Source organism: Pedobacter sp. PLR (assembly GCF_026239675.1).
Classification (GTDB): Bacteria; Bacteroidota; Bacteroidia; order Sphingobacteriales; family Sphingobacteriaceae; genus Pedobacter.
Genome location: NZ_JAPIVQ010000009.1, coordinates 153212 through 170280 on the forward strand (window position 1 = coordinate 153212; position 17069 = coordinate 170280).

The 17069-nt window shown below is 41.7% G+C and carries 13 protein-coding genes; all 13 read right to left on the reverse strand.

Features of this window, described 5'->3' with window-relative positions; translation table 11 throughout:
• Positions 1-5: 5 nt before the first annotated feature.
• The 13 genes from OQX61_RS21095 to OQX61_RS21155 all read right to left on the reverse strand — a co-directional run bounded on the left by OQX61_RS21095 (position 6) and on the right by OQX61_RS21155 (position 17058).
• Positions 6-3812: a glycosyltransferase family 2 protein gene (locus OQX61_RS21095; RefSeq protein ID WP_265843795.1), complete on the reverse strand. Its 3807-nt coding sequence runs from the start codon at positions 3810-3812 to the stop codon at positions 6-8.
• Positions 3809-5128, reverse strand: a complete 1320-nt coding sequence (locus tag OQX61_RS21100; protein WP_265843796.1) for a glycoside hydrolase family 2 TIM barrel-domain containing protein — start codon at positions 5126-5128, stop codon at positions 3809-3811. Before OQX61_RS21100 ends, OQX61_RS21095 begins: the two co-directional genes overlap by 4 nt.
• 267 nt (positions 5129-5395) lie before the next feature.
• The gene (locus tag OQX61_RS21105; RefSeq protein WP_265843797.1) at positions 5396-5872 is read right to left on the reverse strand and encodes a DUF4625 domain-containing protein; all 477 of its coding nucleotides are present in this window, start codon (positions 5870-5872) and stop codon (positions 5396-5398) included.
• Position 5873: 1 nt separating this feature from the next.
• On the reverse strand, positions 5874-6791 hold the full coding sequence (locus OQX61_RS21110; protein ID WP_265843799.1) for a DUF4625 domain-containing protein: 918 nt from the start codon (positions 6789-6791) through the stop codon (positions 5874-5876).
• A 54-nt stretch (positions 6792-6845) separates the two neighbouring features.
• Positions 6846-9068 (reverse strand): TonB-dependent receptor, encoded by a 2223-nt coding sequence (locus OQX61_RS21115; protein ID WP_265843800.1) that lies wholly within the window; start codon positions 9066-9068, stop codon positions 6846-6848.
• 130 nt (positions 9069-9198) lie between these two features.
• Positions 9199-9549, reverse strand: a complete 351-nt coding sequence (locus OQX61_RS21120) for a hypothetical protein (protein WP_265843801.1) — start codon at positions 9547-9549, stop codon at positions 9199-9201.
• A gap of 245 nt (positions 9550-9794) precedes the next feature.
• Positions 9795-10493 carry an alpha/beta hydrolase gene (locus OQX61_RS21125; protein ID WP_265843802.1) on the reverse strand — a complete coding sequence of 233 codons (699 nt, stop codon included), beginning with the start codon at positions 10491-10493 and terminating at the stop codon, positions 9795-9797.
• A gap of 274 nt (positions 10494-10767) precedes the next feature.
• A complete protein-coding gene (locus OQX61_RS21130; protein WP_265843803.1) occupies positions 10768-11502 on the reverse strand; it encodes a carbon-nitrogen hydrolase family protein in 735 nt (244 codons plus the stop codon).
• A 92-nt stretch (positions 11503-11594) separates the two neighbouring features.
• Positions 11595-12095, reverse strand: a complete 501-nt coding sequence (locus OQX61_RS21135) for a hypothetical protein (RefSeq protein WP_265843804.1) — start codon at positions 12093-12095, stop codon at positions 11595-11597.
• Positions 12088-13353 carry a hypothetical protein gene (locus OQX61_RS21140; protein WP_265843805.1) on the reverse strand — a complete coding sequence of 422 codons (1266 nt, stop codon included), beginning with the start codon at positions 13351-13353 and terminating at the stop codon, positions 12088-12090. Before OQX61_RS21140 ends, OQX61_RS21135 begins: the two co-directional genes overlap by 8 nt.
• Before the next feature lie 16 nt (positions 13354-13369).
• On the reverse strand, positions 13370-14626 hold the full coding sequence (locus tag OQX61_RS21145) for a condensation domain-containing protein (protein WP_265843806.1): 1257 nt from the start codon (positions 14624-14626) through the stop codon (positions 13370-13372).
• A gap of 9 nt (positions 14627-14635) precedes the next feature.
• Positions 14636-15841: a nucleotide disphospho-sugar-binding domain-containing protein gene (locus OQX61_RS21150; protein ID WP_265843807.1), complete on the reverse strand. Its 1206-nt coding sequence runs from the start codon at positions 15839-15841 to the stop codon at positions 14636-14638.
• A gap of 14 nt (positions 15842-15855) precedes the next feature.
• Positions 15856-17058 carry a nucleotide disphospho-sugar-binding domain-containing protein gene (locus OQX61_RS21155; protein ID WP_265843808.1) on the reverse strand — a complete coding sequence of 401 codons (1203 nt, stop codon included), beginning with the start codon at positions 17056-17058 and terminating at the stop codon, positions 15856-15858.
• Positions 17059-17069: the final 11 nt, after the last annotated feature.

Genomic DNA, 17069 nt, shown 5'->3' on the forward strand with positions numbered 1-17069 from the left:
ATATCTCATTTCTCTTTCAATGGGGTATTGAGCTTAGATTCTATAATATCTAAGATCACATTCTCTTTGATCACATACAAATACAGCCTGTAATTCATAGGATTTTCAGGAATGACTACCTTAACGCTTTCTCCCTTCCCAACCTCAGACATTGATACTGGTTTGTTAAATCTATCTAATTTTGCCAACTTCCATTCAAATGTTAAGTTTTGTGGCAAAGCACTCGCAAGTACCCACTGGTTATCCTTTTTAACAATCACATGATAAGTAAGCTGATGTCCGGGGAAAGTCCCCAATGCTGGTTTCAGGATCTTAACAGATGGCTTATTTGCTGGTAAAGGCCCCTTGTTCCAGGCATAAAAAAGCTGACTGAATGCAAGTTTCTTTCTTCCCTCTGTGTCTTTTATTCCATCAAGCGTTACCCGATCCGTTTTTCTCTCGTCCTGCCAGTTCGCTATAAATGTCCCCACCCTGGTATCATTTAAGCTATTGTAAGACGGAAGCGGGATCTCACTATAAAACCAGGGTACTTCCAGATTCTTAACTAAAACAGGCTCTGTCACCTTAGGGCCAACTACAAGTCCATACAGGTCAATTTCAGGGATCACCTTACTATATCTTTCTATTGTTGAATTCGTGTTCTCTGAAACTTCAATATCAACGGTAACGGGTCTTTTAGGATCTATTTTTTTGATATTGACAATCAGTTTTCTAAGCCAAAACAGGTAGGCATCCTGCTGATATACTAGTTCAGGTTTATAGTAATAAAGGTCCAGTTTCTGGAACACGGCATTTCCGATATTCCAGGATTTAATACTTTCTTCATCTTTTAAATCAGTTACAGAGGCCAGTATTTTATCACTTAATAAATCGAGTCCTTTAATGTCAGACTGAAAGTTAAGTTCATCAGAGACCCAATAGCCATAATGGATATTCATCCCTGTTTTCTTAGCGAGCCTCAATAGGTTACTATCGTAAATATCCGGACCATACCGCTTAATGGTATTTACCCCAATCTGTTTCATCTCCTCAAAATCAGCAACCATATCACGCATCGTAACCGTTTGATAGTTTTTTTTCCAATCTTGTCCCCTGTTATAGTTTACTCCTTTTATGGCTGCAAATAGATCCAGGTCTTTTGTCCGGGAGGAATCAGCTATCGTCTTACTGAAAGTGCCTGTTAATAACAGCGGTGTTTTAGCAATAACCGGGTGATCCAGACCTTTATGGTTTTCTTTCAATAATCGCCTCATTTCCTCAGGTTGCTGTATCCTCCAGTTCAATACCATCTCCAAACCGCCTTTCGGTACATTTTTATCATAACCAGAATCAAAGAACAGGAAGCCCTTGATTTCAGGATACTTATTTTTTGATTTGAAAGCTTGCTGAAACCACTCCTGCTGTCGGCCAGCAGAAACCAGTGAACCCATTTCAGCCAACATGACCGGCAGTCCGGAACGGAAAATCGGATTTTGATGAAAATACTTATATAAATCCTCCATCGACTGCCAACCCGAAGCGGAATACGGCTTGCCATAATTCAGGTTTGTTACCCCTATCCAATCTACATATTGCATTCCAGGAAAATAAGCATCAACGGTTTCTGGTTTCCATGGATTCCAAACCCAAATCACATTGTAAACGGCATTTTTTGAAAAATACTGATGTATATATTTCCATGCAGTTCTATACTCATCAGGTGTATTATCTCCTGATGGAGACCAGGGATAAGATGGATTGTCCATTTCATGGGCAAAGCGTAGATAAACGGGTCTGTTTAGTGCTTTAATCTGATCCGAAAACTTTTTAAGATAGCCATCATAATCACCATTCAGGACCCTCCTGAAGACCTTAAGGTCCTTTTTATCTTTCCCGTTGATCTCATTTTTAGCGAACAAATTTTGCCAGGGCTCCCAGGTCACCATAGGAATCGAACCGTTATTATAAATTGAATCAACAGTCCTTTGGGGAAGGTAACATTGCGATTCATCTCCCCATGGGATATAAATTGACACCAGGTCGAATTTTGTGTTAAATGCCCGTTGAAGTTGCTTAACCTTTTTTAAGGTGGAAATTCCATTCCCACTCTCCGGGGCAAATACGCCGGTTAGAAAATAATTCATCTTATGATTTAAAACAGGTAAACCTTCTTTAGTTTCAGCATCAGAATTGGCAAAATAAAGCACTGAAAAACAAAGTATCATGGTAATTATCAAAGCCGTACTTCTCACTCCGGCATAGATGCGTCTCCTCAAATACCAAAATTTGATTTTCACTTCCTTTAGCTTATCCATGAACCCATTTACAGAAGAATGGCCAGCCTTATATGCTCTAAATTGCTGCTGCCTGCTGGCGATGATGTTAAAACACATAATCAAACTGTTCAAACCTGCAAAACCAGCCATAATAATATTGTATGGATTCCAGTCATAATACAATCCATAAACAATCGCAATCAGGGACAAAGCAAGCACCACCAGATTCGGGACATTTAATGGCCAGTTATTAGCTTCATTACCATCCTTTGGTGTTGGGACATAAGGCACTTTTTTTCCAATGATGGTATAAACCAACCCCAGGATAAAGATCCACCAGGTACCGATCATCAGTAGTCCACCAACCACATGAAAGCCCCGCTCCTCATCTTCCATCACCCATTTTTGCACAAAGTGACGGATCAAAAGGGTCATGGTTACCAGGGGTAATACCGTAATTCCAAAAGTAGTAATGCTCATTTTAATCGGACTCACATCAAAAAACAAAGAAACAATGGGTATGAGGAAGTTGATTAAGTAAATCACTCCAGAGAAATAATGCAATGGGATGACTGCATAATGTAACTTTTGCTGCCAGGTAAATCCTTTAAAAAGTTTTGGATAGGCCGTAACCAGCAGGTCAAAAACTCCTCTGGACCATTTTAACTGCTGCTTATAATAGGCGGATAAAGTAGATGGAACCAAGCCTCTGGCTAACACAAGTGGCACATATACCGACTTCCATCCTTTGGAATGAAGTTGCATCGCCGTATGCATATCTTCAGCGAGGCCCGCTGCATGACCGCCAATGGATTCAAGAGCCGCACGTCTGAACGTACAATTGGCGCCAATGGCAAGCACAGTTCCATACTTGTTCATCGTCATCATCATCGGTCCATAAAACTGATAAGTTTGTTGCGCTGCGCCTTTAGCGATTAGATTTTCATCATTATTATAATAGGATTGTACAATTTGAACGAAGCCAACCTCAGGGTTGTTGAAGTGTGTGACGATAGGGTCCAGAAAGTTCGGCAGAGGGACATGATCAGGGTCTAAGACCAAACAAAGCTCTCCCGATGATAAACTCAAAGCATTGTTAATATTTCCAGCTTTTGCATTTATTTTCTTTGTCCGCGTAATATGGTGAACGCCTAGTTCTTCACAAAAATTCTTGAGGTAGGGATCATTTGCCTCATCGCATAAATAGGTTTCATGAGGATAGGTAATCGCTTTAATAGCAATTAGCGTTTCCTCAATCATTTCATAAGGCTCACCAGCACAAAATGTAGTAAAAACATCAACCGTATAGACCTTAGTGGACTCCGGTGTTTTAGGGATAGTAATAAAAAAATAATGAATCCATTCATGAACCGCTTTAAGACTCATAAATATAAATGTCGTCAACAACATCCAGTACAGTGGTAGAGATCCGACAATAGCCGGGTTCATCATGTTGTTTAGAAAATAACCAATACAGATTAATCCGATGGTAATCATCAATCTGAGCGTAAAGCGCTCTTTCTTTGTCGGGGGCGATGGAACCTGAACTACTTTCATTTATCCGTTACAACATAAAAAGGTGTATTACAGGTATCGAAGTTACCATTGTAATCATAAACTGTAGCAAAAACCCGATAGGGTCCTTCTACTTCAGGCACAACAAAATTGTTTTCCAAAAATTGATCTGTTTTAATTTCCTGAGCTATAGGCCGTAGCTTTTTATCATTGTGAAGGTTGTTTTTTTTATACCAATCTTCCCGATACAGCTCCCATTTTACATACTTAATTTTGTCCTTATTTAACATTAATACCTTCGCAGAAAGGGACTGTCCCGGCGATAAAAGAATATTATCTTTTGCACCCTTGCCATCTAAAAGCATGTATTTTACCCGGGGGAAAGGATAGTCAAGGTGTTTACCTGTCCAGATATACTTCATGGCATCAACAACCTGAGGTTTCCCGTCCTGTTCATCGAACATACTAAACCAGGTCTGGGTACCCTCCTGTTTATTGCCCCAGAAAAAGGCAAATGCGCCTAAAAACCCAGTGCTTTCTGTTGGCATGTGTTCTTTATAACGGTCCTGATACTGCTCTGCCTTTTTATTGCCGGTATCCTCGATATAAGCACCCCATGCCGTTTGCGCTGTTCCCTCCCAGGGACCATCAACGCCCCATTCTGTAATCATAAATGGTCCATTCCAAAACCAGGAAACGCTTTTAAGGTCATCCCTCAGGTAGGTAATTCTACCAAAAATATTAAAAGAGATCAGGTCAATATTACATCGAGTGATCAGGTTGAAAATGTACTTTTTATTGAAATTTAAAACCGTTGTGGTGATGGGATGATCGGGATCATCCTGATGTATCATCTCAGTGAGCTTATTAAAAGCTTTATAAAAGTTATTGTAAGATGGTTTAAAAGGAAAATCGAGTTCATTACCAACACACCACATCAATACTGAAGGATGGTTTTTATACTTGTTAACAATAGATTTAAATTTTTCGTACTGTACCTCAGTTTTTGCAGCATCATCATAGAAAGATTTATAATCACTATTGAAAATTGGCAGGCCAATGATTACGGCTATCTGGTTCGCTTTTGCACTATCTAAAATAGTAGCCAATCGGGTCGTATCCCAAACCCGGATTGTATTTCCACCCATTTCTTTTAAGGTACTAAAATGGCTAATGCCAGCTGCACCTTTTATATCATAAGGCTTCCCATCTCTAAACAAGGTATACTTAGCTTCAACTTTTCTAATCTGTACTTTCTTTGAAGTAGTATCTTTTGGATTAGCACAGCCCGCTAAAGATAAAATAATTAATAGATTTAGAGCCCAGGGTTTAATTAACGGACGTTTTTTATCTAACATTGACATACTTAATAACTCATTCTTATTAAAGATAAACAAAAAACGTCAGCTACATAACTTCTTTTGCTGGCGTTAACCTTTTCCGTATCTATTCTATCTAACACCAAAGCTTTTGGGGGGGTACATTGTACAAAACCCTTTTTTAACTCCTGAGTCATTAGTTTTACAACGGCGATATAAGTCTTTATGTTTTGGGTGGATAATGCAATTGGATTTGAACTACAAGCAAACAGCCCTTCAGAATACCTGAAGGGCTGTTTGCTCCTTTTAATTAATTTTAACACTCAAACCTTTTATCGTTTGCCAGCCTTCCTTATCGGTCAGCCTAATCATAAAATGATAATCCCCGGGATCAACATCTACAGGAACCTCAATCTCTGCATTTACCTGATATGATTTTAGTCCGGCAGGAATAATGATATTCTTAATCAGCAAAAATGGTTTTACCGCTTGTTTAACTGGCGACATCTCGCACTCCACCAACTCAGTACTGTGGGTATGATGGTCAAAATTATGATGAATATCAACGTTTAGCGACCCCAATTGTCCGTTATCACTCAGCAAAGCCTTAAACAGGAACTTCTCTCCTCTTTTGACTACACTGCATTGCTTAGGAAATGCATCGGGAAAGTCCATATTAATCTCCGGATAAATGGTATCAATAGGTTCTGCCTTATCCTTACTACAATTGCTAAAAAAAACCGCCAGCAATAAACAGCTGACTAATAAACTTTTGTTCTTCATTTTACTTATAATCTAAGGTGACCGGTATAACCTTATAAGCAGTTCTATTATAGGTCGTATTTTTATAAACTATAACCAGATTATACTTGCCAGACTCCCAGGCTTTTCCAGCATTGATAGCGTTTGGCGTTGGCTCATTACCATCTTGATCAGCTCCGATGACAATCTTTTCACCGCCATACACACCATTCACCTGTTTTAAAGTGCTGATTTTTGAAGCCGCCGGAAGGTCCTTATGTTCCACCCTGGAAATCACAACTGCTTTATTTAAATCAAGATTATCAATAGATTCAGGGTGATAATCAGCACTTTTCTTAATCAGTAACGTGTATAGAATTCCGTCACCTTTAATCTCGCTAACCTGTGCATGAGCAGTTAGTTCATCCCCTTTTTTGAAGATCAATTCTTTTTCTACCCAGGTCTCCATGTAGTAAATCAGTGTACCATTGCGCGAAATCATATCACGACCAATTTTAGGGTCCACCGGCATATTTGCAGGATCGGTAATGGTTATTTCTTCCTTAATTTCAAGCTTCGTACCATTTTCATCTAATACTATAAAGAAGAAATCATATTTCCCCTCCGGCGCCTCTGCTGGCATGGTAAAGTGCTTATGCACATTGGTATTTTTAACGCCAATGTATTCTTTCCAGTCGAACTCCAGCTTCCAGGTTGCGGTATACGTTTCGCCGGTTTTCTGCAAGATCCTCAGCTGAACTGCCTTTATTTTGCTTGCTGCGGTTACCTCTGCATTAAAATGGAAATCTCTTCCCTTAAGCGCCTGCTTGTTGTTGGCTGTACCAATTTCTATGTTTTCAGCCTTTGGCACTGCGAGTTCTACCACCTGCTCGTCCTTTTTACATGCAGAGAAAGCAGCCATAAAAATCAGCAGAATGGACATGATTTTTGGAATTCTCATACTTAATAGTGTGTTTGTTTTTAACATTTTGTTTGTGTTTATATATTTAAATTATTAATGATTTGATGGGATATTAAAAGGAACTTTTAAAGAGATGATGAGATTACGACCCGCTTCCGGAAGACCAATCAGCCGATAAAAACTGGTATGATTCAGGTAGCGGGTGTTCATCAGGTTTTGTGCCTGTAAGCTGATCAACACCGGTTGTTTTTGAAAACAGACTGCTGTGCCTACCTGTAGATTTATCAAACTGTAGCCCGGTGTTTTCTTTTCTGGCGGCACGATGTTATCCTGTTTTGCAGTAAGCCGGTAGTCAATTGAAAACCATGACTTTTGAAAACGCTCAGTAAATGCCGGCGACCAGGTCAGGTTGAACAAGGCCGAAGCCGGAGGAGAAAACGGAAGCGTATAGCCTCTCTTATCGCCGGAAAGCTGTTTTGCTTGTAAATATTCTCCTAAGAATGCTGTGCTCAGACTTTTCAACAGCTTAATTTTCAATTCTACCTCTCCTCCATACCGGAGTACTTTGCTTTGGGCATACTGAAAAATCTGATTCCCGGCACCCTGGTAATAATCATGTCCGGAGGTAGGATTTAAGTAGATGTAATTCGGGAAATAATTGTAAAATGGGCTGACCAGAACGGACCAGTTGTCGGCCGTCCAACCCAGACTCAAATCTGCCTGATAAGATTGCTCAGGATCAAGATCCGGATCTCCTTTTTCATAACTGAAATAATGGTAATTAACCCCATTTGCGCCAAGCTCCTTTGCTATTGGCATCCGGAAACTCTTCCCCAGATTGGCCTTCAATAAAAACTGCCCGGGATTGTAATTCAGTCCGACGGACCAAACCAGACTATTAAAGGACCTGCTCAAATCCTCCGACCTAACCAGTTTTTCCTGAACTACCTTACCAGCAACAGCGCGCTCAGAATTAAACCAATCGGTGTATTTAACCAGGCGGATGTGGCTTATATCATACCTTAAAGCACCATGCAAGATTAGATTTTCGTTTACCCGATATTTATCATACGCAAAAACCCCGGCCATCACCTGCTTAAAAGAAGGCACTAAAAAAGTCCAGCCATTGATGTTATTGTGCTGGAATTCTGAATTGAGCCCTGCGCTGATCTGGTGTCTTCCAACAAAGAATTGATCGCTGAGGTGGAGACTATAAACCTGTTTATCAAACTCCCGCTCCAGGTTTGGAGCTACAGACAGGGTATCAGGATATACAGGAGGCATATAGCCATGGTTTACATATTGGCTAAACTCTTGCCGGAAGTTGCGTTGATAACCCAGATCCAGCGCTATTTTATGTGTATTAACCTGGTATTCAGTACGATTGATGAGCTTGAAATGATTCACTTCCTGAGCGGGCATCAAAATATCCCTGCTGGAGGCATCATGCATTTTTGTATCCACATTTCTAGGCTCCAAACCATGTGCATTAGCAAAAAAGCCACTTTTGCTATAGACATTACTCAGGTAAAACACAGATTTAAAACCTTTCCCGACATAACCGCTGCTAAAATGTATCGCTGTTTCCCTTCCTGCCGTATTGCGCAATTGTCTATCATGCAGTTTTACGGCATAGTCATAGACAAAAATGGTGTCGGCAGGTACCCGATAATCTCCATAATTCTGATAAGTTAAGCGCGTATCAAAAAACCAATGTTCCTTCCGACCGTAAAAATTAACAGAACTACCGTACAGATTATTGTTGCTTTTGGCCAGCAGGTTTACCGACCCTCCCATTGAATTTACAGCTGGTATTGGCTGAGGTTTAACATTGATCACCCCGGCAATCGCGTCCGGGCCATACATAAATGAAGCTGCACCTTTGATCAGTTCTACTTCGCCGGCAGCAAACTGATCTATTTCCAGACCATGATCAGCACCCCATTGCTGCCCCTCATGTTTCAGTCCCTGATCAACCACCAATACCCGGTTAAATCCTAGTCCACGGATAAGCGGTTTCGACTGCCCCGAACCAATCCCAATGGTTTTAATACCGGGCAAACGTTCCAGAGATTGCATTAAACTTCCCCCCAGGTTGCGTTGTATAAAATCAGACCCAACAATTTCTACATTTAAAGACTCCTCTTTTTTACGCAGTTGCGATCTCCGGTCTTTAATCACCACCTCCTTAAGCTGTTTAACCGTGTCTTTTCTTAAAGACAATTTTGTAGTATCCTGAACAGGATGGTTGCGCTGCCCGAAAACAAGACCGTTAATAAATAAAAGGCAAAAAAATAGCGTATAGAATTTCATCATTCGGCTGGAAATGCTGGAAACAATAAGGACGGGCAGAACATTGCGCGCCAATTAAAAGGCCGCAGAAATTCATCCTCCTGGTTAAGAAATAATTAGATAAAACGGTTCCGCTCAAAAGGCGTCCGGGAAATTAAAGGCTATGGGGAGGCCCTTTATTGGTAAAACCCTGAATGGTGACTTTAGAAAACCCGGTCAGCATATAGCTTGTCGTGGTAACTACCCGGGCAAAAACCGGGGGCAGCACGAACAGATCATTTGAAAATATTTGCTTGCTCTGGATATGGAGGTAATAGTCGCAAACCGAACATTTATCTAAAAGCTGTAATTGCTCCTCTTCCCCGTGTTGCTCCTGATGAGTTCCATAAGGAGCCGTATGCGTATGTAAAACCTGAGCCGCAGAAATAAATACAAACAACAAGACCAGCAGAAAGGAAATTCCCTGCTTTAATTTTATCTGTATTTGTTTTCTGCTTCCTCTCACAACTGCAGCAAAGTTGCATTAATAATCTATAACAAACAAGATAAATGCAACAAAGTTGCTAAACAACTAATAAAGATTGACTTTGATGCCTGTAGGATTAGCTGTCTACCGTAACCACGCAAAACATAAAACCCTGCAAATCAAAATGAAATGCCTTCAAAAAGCCAGACACTTTTTGAAGGCAGTCCAGAAGAACTGCAGGACTTTACATCAGTTTCTTTGACTAATTACAGCGCAACCGAAATTTAACCTTTACTGAACTCCACTGCAGCTTCATCGATAAAGCCCGCTACTTCTACTGGCATAGAGGCTAATGAGGCATGGCTTGCTGCCAGGGTAATTATCTTTTTTGCACCAATTCTTGACGACATCCATTCTTGATTCTCAGGCGCAATCATCCTGTCTTCACTGGAGATTTGGTAATACGATGGCTTGTATTTCCAGGCAGGGTCAGTTATGCTTTGGCCAAAAGTACTTGCCAGCGGTGCCTTTTGTATAATCCCCAACACCAGTCCTTCCATTGGGCTCAAATCCTGACAGAAACTTTCATGATATAACGCTGGTTTAACCCACAAATACCCATCACTATCTGGTGTAAGGTTTGGCGCTGCAACTGGCAGGTGCTTTTGAGTAATTCCACCAGGGCTTTCGCCTGTATCCGGTGCAAATGCAGCAATATATACTAAACCGATCACATTCGGTTGATTGCCAACCTCCGTAATCACGGCACCACCGTAAGAATGACCAACCAGTAAGACCGGACCATCCTGCTGCGCAATCATCTTCCGGGTACGCTCCACATCATCGGCCAGAGCCGTGAGCGGCATTTCAACAGCACGAATCACTTCATACCCTTTGTTTACAAGCTCAACAATAACTTTACTCCAATGCGCGGCCCCACCCCAAAAACCATGCACAAGGATGATACTTAATTTTGTTTTCATAATTGATTGTTTTTAAATTAAAGGATTATTGCTATCAGCTGTTAGAAATCATTCCCTTCGCTGTTTAAAGCAAAGCATTTGCTCTTGTACAAACCAACACCTTACCCGCAAAATTGTTCTGGCAAACACAAGATTTTCGACACAGCGCAATTATCACACAGACTATCTAATCTAAGTACAGCTGGCAAGATATATTCGATGGAATATGCTCAGAACAAAATAGAATATCAGCGCAGAGATCATGCGATTATTCAATAAACTGAATCACTTATTTCTAAAACTCCGCTTTACTGACCTCTTCCGTTTCCGTATCAAAAATTAAGATTCCTTCCTTCTGATCGTCAAGTTGTCCTGCTAAACGTCCCTCCTTTGTCCAGACCGCGCTTCGTCCAGCGCTTTGAAAATTGTCGCAATGACCAACACAGTTAGACATTAATACTGGCATCGAAAACTGCTTTGCAATTGCAGGATAATGCAGCATTGCTTTGTCAATTCCATTTTGCGATTTGGCGACACTCGCTACATAAATTTCAGCGCCAAGTCGATGAGCATGAACTGAATGTTCAGGAACTAAGCTTTCATAACAGATTGCCGGTGCAATTTTCTGGTTGTTAATCCTTAAAATGAGTTGTTGCTCCCCATTTACAAAGTATGGAAATTCATCAGGGTGTAGCTGTTGCTTTGAATAGATCTGTCGGGGGCTGTTGGGCTGAAAAATCACCATACTGATATGTATGCCTTTGGTTGCTTTTGCTTTTGTCGGCATACCTAATCCGATAGTGATATGATTGTGGTCAGCAAGTTTCTGGAAGTCATCCAATTGTTTGTCCTCCGGGTGAGTTGCCAGCACATGGGCGAGCTCAGGTTCATAACCAGTGAGCGACAGTACAGGGAAAAATATGGCCTTCGTCTGGTGTGAAACAGCAAGCTCAATCCACTTTTTATGTCCGGCAATATTTGCAGAAATATCACCTTTAACCGCTCTTGTTTGTGCTACTGAAATCTTCATAAAGAAAAGGAATTCTTATCCGGGCAAAACAAAGACAATTTAATTGCTTTTCCAAAGTTAAAAAAGGAAGATGATGATAAAAGAGCCGGATCTCATTCAACAATCAGTGCTTTTACCCTTTTAATGGGCCATAGCGTTGATAAAACAGTCAAAGCCGCTGCAACCAAACCGATCGCCAGTGAGATTAAAGTACCATTGAACCCATAGCCTTTTGGTACATTCAGGTGTATCAATACCATCACCAATACATTTACAGAGAAAGAAAGCGCCCCATTAATGCCAGCCATCCTGAACATAAACTTGTTTTTTGCTAAATCCCCAGGCAACAAAAAACCTGCTTTCCCTTCCTCAGACAAAACAATTGTCTTTTTTAAAATATCATAGGTGATGATAAAAGGCAGAAACAGTGCCATGGGCAATAAGAATCGCGCCACACAATACTCGCCCTGAAATAAAAACACCGGACCTAAATCTCTCAAAGTAAGGTAAGGAATCAGGGTATTGAAAAATATATTAGGGAGGATATAATACAGGAGTCTCTTTTGAATAAACTTCCTGAATACGATATTGTCCGATTTTTTAACCTTAAGCATAAGCTACCATCACTTCAGTCAACAACAATTCTAACGCATGATCTCTAATCTCTTCCGCTTCTTTTTTACTCAAAAAAGCATCATTGGAGAAAAAGCTGAAATCCATCCTCCCCTTAAAAGTACTGACCACTAAAGTGTTCGCATTGCGCCATGGAAAGCCTACTGTAGGACTGTAAAGTGTCTCTACTTCAAAAGAATTGTAGTTTTCGGCAATTCCCAGACGACCCATATTAGAAAGCGTCAGGTCATGTGCACCATCGGTACTGCGCAGGTATTTAACCATCTTCTGCACTGAGCCATGAAAATATTCGCTCATCACCAACAGCTCATGAACCTTCATGGCCCCGATCTTAGTAGTCAATTCTTCCTTTAGGGTTTTCGCTTTAACCTGGAAACCTTGCTCTTTTGAGAGTGACAATTCCGCAATTGGGGCAAAGGCAAACATGGTATCTTCCCTGATCTCTGTCACGAACTTTCTCACGTCAACCGGACAAATAACCTTCCCATGCGCTTTAGTTCCTCTTACCGCTTTAAAAGCTTCCAGAAAGGCCACGCACAAAGCAGCATGCAAAGTAACGCCACCAGCCTTACACCCTAAAACCAAAGCTTTAGTTTCCTCCGCTTCCAGCTTCCAGTGCAGCATATATCCCGATCCTGCCGGATGTTTGTTAGTCGTAGATTTGAGCAGAAAAAACAACTTTGCAACAATAGAAAACAGCTTTGCTTTAACCACCTTAGCCCTTGTACTTGAAAACGTTTCCGCCAATAGCTCTTCAATAGAGTTAAATGGCAGATAAGGGACCAGCGACTTCTCCGGATGGTCTAACAGCATCAGCATCTCCGACATCAGTGCAACGAAAGTAGTCCCGTCACAAATACAATGCGGACAAACCAGCAGCAGTTCAGAAACCTCCGCTCCTTTTAACCAGACCACTCTTGCCATGGGCAGGTTTACCTCATCAAACAGCTTTCGCCATTCAACTTCCGATTCCTCCATCCACTGTCCATCATCCCTTCTTTCCAAAACCCTGACAGGAATTGCTTTCATATCCGTAATCAATTCGAAATAAGGCACACCGGCCTTATCTTCCTTCAAATTACTACGTAATAAAGGGTGTTTTTGCTGGATTTTACCAAGGGCAACAGCCAGGTTTTCCGAAGAAAACTCACCCTTTATTTTCACTGCAAAAACACAGTTTAAAGGCGTCGACTCATCTACATACATGATTCTTTCCCCTATGATCAGCTTTCTTTTCATAACTTTTCTTTTAAGCTCATGAGGCAATTTTTTTGCTAATGATTTCCATTATTTTCGATTGAATGGCGAGGCCTTCTTCGTAGGGAATGAAGCCTTCGCTCGCGATGAAAGTAAAGTCCATTTGTCCGCGGTAAGTGGAAGTAACCAGAGTGGTCGTATTGCCTAAAGGGCCAATTACAGAAGGACTAAAGATCGTTTCCAGTTCAAAATTTTGATATTGATGTGGGATGTTTACTTTTCCCAGATTGGAGAACATGCAATCATTGCCGGACTTTCCATACTTTAAAAAGTTCGTGAACTTATCCATCGAAGCATGTGATTCTTCCATCATCATGATGTTCTCATAAGCATCCAGCTTTGCCGTTTTCTTATTGATATCATCCTGCATCTTCCTTGCATTGCTGAAGAAGTCCAGCTCCAGATCTGCCGAAACAACGAACATTAAGCCAAAAGCGAAAATATTGTCCCTTTTTATCCTTGGGGCAAACCTCCGGATATCCACCGGACAGGAGATTTTATTGTGAAAGTTCTCTTTTCTTACGGCTTTAAAAGCTGCTAACACCGCTGCACAAAGCACCGTGTTTACCGTTACCTGCTCTGCTTTACACTTGATCATCAGCTGATCGCTCCATTCTTTTTGTAGCTTCCAGTGGATCATATAGTCCTTTTTGCGTTCTACCAGCTTTTTCTTTACCGGAATCAGCCAGAGGGCAAAAGTGGCCACACTGCCAATCAGCTTCGCTTTCACCCGCTTTTTCCTGTCCTTCAGGACTTCCGCAGGAATAATATCATTGACGTCAAGGATAGGATCTTCCTTTCCGATATCTACAGATCCATCGTCGAGTAGCATTAGAAATTCCGACAGGATTGCCATAGCAGACCCTCCGTCACAAAGGCAATGGTGGATCACCAGGATCAATTCCGAAGCTTCCGCTCCTTTGATCCATACCAACCTCATCAAAGGACCTTTTCGGGTATCAAAAACCGTAGCCCATTCCTGAGTAGTTTGCGTTTTCCAATCCGCATTACTTAATCGTTCTGTGATGCGAACAGGAATAGACAATCCTTCTTTAACCACAAACCAGGGCATCCCTTGTTCATCATCTTCAACAGCTGCGTTTAATAAAGGATGCTTCTCCTGAAGTTTTTTCAAGGCATGGTGTATACTTTCCTCAGGAAAAACACCTTTAATCTTTACCGGGATCAGGGCATTAAAAGGTGCTTCACCGTTTCCGTGAAGCATCCTTTCTGCAAATAAAAGTTTTCTTTTCATGGCCATTCCTTAGTTTACAACAGCCATTACCTGTTCAGCAGCGGCAAATTCTTCCAGCAACTGAACTGCTTTATCATTTCCTCCGGCAGCAAGAAAAGTATCCTTAATCCTTAATGCAGCATTTCTATATTGAGGATTTTCAAGGAGCTCAAATATGGCTTTCTTTAAATCTTCAATTCTTAGTCTTTTATAGCGGATTTTAAGACCACAACCGGCGTTTTCAATCAGCTTTGCGGTATGAAAATGGTCGTAAGCAATAGGTGTGATCAACATCGGCAAGCCGTTAATGAAAGTATCATTCACCGTATTAAAACCCCCGTGACAAATCACCACATCCATCTTAGGCATCAACTCCGCCTGAGGCACAAAACCACTCACAATAAAGTTATCCGGCCATTTTTCAAAGATATCAGGGCTAGTTGCCGCCACAATCGTTAATGGCGCATCGGCAAAAGCATCAATCAACTTCTGGAAAAATGCCGCTCTGATGTCGACCAGCAAGGTCCCCAGAGAAACAAAAACCTTAGGTGTGGTTGCTTTTTCCAGTCGCTCCCAATCAAAAGCCACATTATTTGGTCTTCCTTTTACCGGTCCAACAAATTTCATGTGTGGCATTGGGTCTTGTAAACCAGCAAATTCAAGCGAAGTAAACACCAGGTTCATCTTACGGGAATGGATCACAATATCGTCTCCATAAACCCCGAATTCCTGCTGTAATCCTTTGACTAAATTCTCCTGCCATTCGAATATTTTAGGGGCAGAATTGGCGGTATCGCCCATTACATCCGGCGGTACCGGCGTGGTAGTTACACAAGGAATCCCCTTAATATGCGCACATAAAGCACCTGCAAAAGTGATACAATCGTTCACAATCACATCTGGTTGCCAGGTATCTACAAAATTCCCTAAGCCCTTCATCATGATACGGGCAATAGGGACATAGGTTTCTTCCAGTGCCAGTTTCATCACTTCAGGACCTGAACAGGCAGGCCCGTCATCCTGACGTTTCAATATCTTTTGCAGCTCTTCCTGATATTCGACAAGGTCTGCTTCAGGGTAAATATATTCACCTCCTTCCGGAACATGAGTAGCGGCAAGTGGCGTGATGCCCAGCCATTTCACCTCATGACCTTTGGCAATTAAGCTGGCGCCAATACTTAGCGTCGGACTGATATGACCAAAAAACGGGGGTACGACAAATAAAAACTTTGACATAATTTCTTCTTTAATTATTTGATACTAATTATGGATACCACACTCAATTCTTCCAACAGGTCTGCGGCGGTTTCTGTACCTCCGGCCTCACGGAACGAGTCGCCAATCAGCATTGCTGCCTCCTTATAGCTCATATTGTTTAAAATTTCTTCTACTGATTCTTTCAGGTGTTTTGCTTTAAAACGGTTAAAGTTTAAGCGCAATCCAGCCCCAACACGCACTACTCTACCGGCCACGTGCGACTGGTCATAGGCGATCGGTACCACCACCATCGGCAGTCCTGCAGTTAAGGTTTCGCAGACGGTATTGTGTCCACCGTGACAAACCACTCCATCCAGATGAGGCAGCAGATCCAACTGTGGTACATTGCGCTGAACGATGAAGTTCTCCGGCCATCCGGCAAACAAATCAGGGTCTGAAACTACTACAACCGTCATTTCTGCTCCTCCAAAGGCTTCGATCACCTTTGTGAAAAAGCTCTTCTTATGCTCATGATCGAACGTAGTCCCGATACTCACCAATAACTTTGGCTTTCCATTCCCCTGTTCCAGCTTGTCCCAATCAAATGAGGTCTTTTCTGCTCTTTTATGGATCACAGGTCCTACAAACCGATATTGTTCCGGCAGGGTCATCTCTCCAAAGAACGATCTGGAGGTCAATACCATAGTCAGGAGCTCAGAACAGGCAATAGAATCTTCTCTTTTGATTCCAAATTCCTTTTGCAGGGCGATGATCTGATTGACCTCCCATTCATGGATTTTTGGCAGTTCATCCATCACTTTGATGGCCGCAGGTGCAGTTACGGTAGTGGTATACGGAATGCCTTTATTTGTGGCTGCAATAGCACCGGCAAACATCTGATGGTCAGTAATCACGAGATCCGGCTTAAACTGATCCAGCAAATCCAGAATCCCTTCATAACTGTGTCTGTTCAATGGAATCAGGACCTCCTCATACAGAAACTTGATGCTATCGATCCCGTAAACGATCTTTTTGGTGATGATGTCCAGGTATTTTTCACTCTCCTGCTTTTGTTCATCATTTTCAGCGTACTCAATGAGCAACAGCTGCCCCCCTTTTGGAAGTCTGGCTTCCAGCGAGCGGTCTAAACTAATCCAGGCCACCTCATGTCCGCGTTGCAACAAAACAGCGCCAATGCTTAGTGTCGGGTTAATATGTCCCGTTAAAGGTGGAACTATAAATACAAATCTTGCCATAGGGCGATTTC